The 1,326-nt window shown below is 57.8% G+C and carries 1 pseudogene; it reads right to left on the bottom strand.

What is annotated here, in order from left to right:
* Positions 1 to 760: 760 nt before the first annotated feature.
* A pseudogene (locus tag GMST_RS22025) lies at positions 761 to 1,326 on the bottom strand (cytochrome C); the annotation flags it as partial.

Raw genomic sequence — 1,326 nt, forward strand, 5'->3', positions numbered from 1 at the left:
CGGTAGCGAGGGTGAAGATTGCTGCTGCGGCAAAGATCTTCGTTGCTTTCATGTACTGTCTCCTTTTGTGGTGTTGACTTCATGACATGTGCTGCAAACCTGTATCTCCTATTACACGCCGCGTGCCAAAGCATTTTACAGCAGCACAGACACCAGCTAACTAGCTGCTATTACGGTAATAATAATTCAGGCAATGACCATTCAACAGTGGTTCACAAGGTAGGGTGACACTTCACACAGGCGGGAACACGTGAAGGGATTTCGATTTAGCGGGAACGCGCGAAATGAGCCTTAAGGGATAACTACCAACACCTTACGACAATGAAAGGTTGCGTTGCGACCTGACAGTCTCCCCCCTTTTGCCTGATGGCGCCCCTACGTCAGTGCCTCAAAAAATGGGGTCTTTGGTGGAATCGGGGATAAGGGATGGACCGCCCTCGGCCTCGCCGGTGCGTCCAGATCACCTCAAATGTGCGCAGTCTGCGATCGGGTGGTGCAGGGGGTTCTCTTCGGAGGGGTGGTCGGCGGTTCCCGAGCTTCGCCGGGGTTGTGGAGGCGATCCTAAGAGGGGCAGCTGGCCTCTGCCGCCTCTCCAGTTCGGGGAGGCTGGGGCAATGTTATGTGCCCCGAACAATGCAAACGCCCGGGCCGGTGGTGGCTTTACAGCCCACTCAGTAGCCGGGAACGTCCCGAAGACCAAAAACAAAAGGGCCGGCATAATGCCGGCCCTCGATTTCATCACAGTCAAGCAAGGGTAGTACTAGTCTTTAGCGTGGCACTTGTTGCAGTAGTTACGTGCCCAGGGACCGAAGACGGAAGCCGGACGGCCGTTGTAAGCGTTCTGCTGCTGAGCAACGGTGTAGCCCTGGTTGATCTTGTTCTCGGTGGTGCTGGTGTCGTAGGAAGCTGCGTTGGTGCTGTCAGCAATGGTCATGAACTCGTTGCCCAGGTAGTAGCGAGCCATGCTCTCGAAACCGGATGCGTGTGCACGGTGGCAGGAGAGGCAGAGCACGTTGCTGGTGGTGCCCGGTGCGGTCGGGCTAGCCTGGAACGCTTTCAGAGCGGTCACGTCGGCAAGGGTGTTGCCAGCGCCGGTCTCGAACGGAGCCATTGCGCTGTAGCCTGCGCCGGTGCCGGTCATGATACCGGAAGATACGTAAGCTGCGTAGTTGGCGGCGATCGGAGCGGTCAGCTTAGCGCCGTTACCAGCCGGGTGAACCAGGCCCTTGGTGCCGGAGGTGTAGCTGTCGTTGTGCATCGCGGTGTGGCAGTTTGCGCAGTACTCGGACATGCCGGAACCGTAAGCAACGCGGTCAGCAGTACCAG

Origin of the sequence: Geomonas silvestris, from assembly GCF_014193515.1 — a bacterium.
In the GTDB taxonomy this organism is placed as follows: domain Bacteria; phylum Desulfobacterota; class Desulfuromonadia; order Geobacterales; family Geobacteraceae; genus Geomonas; species Geomonas silvestris.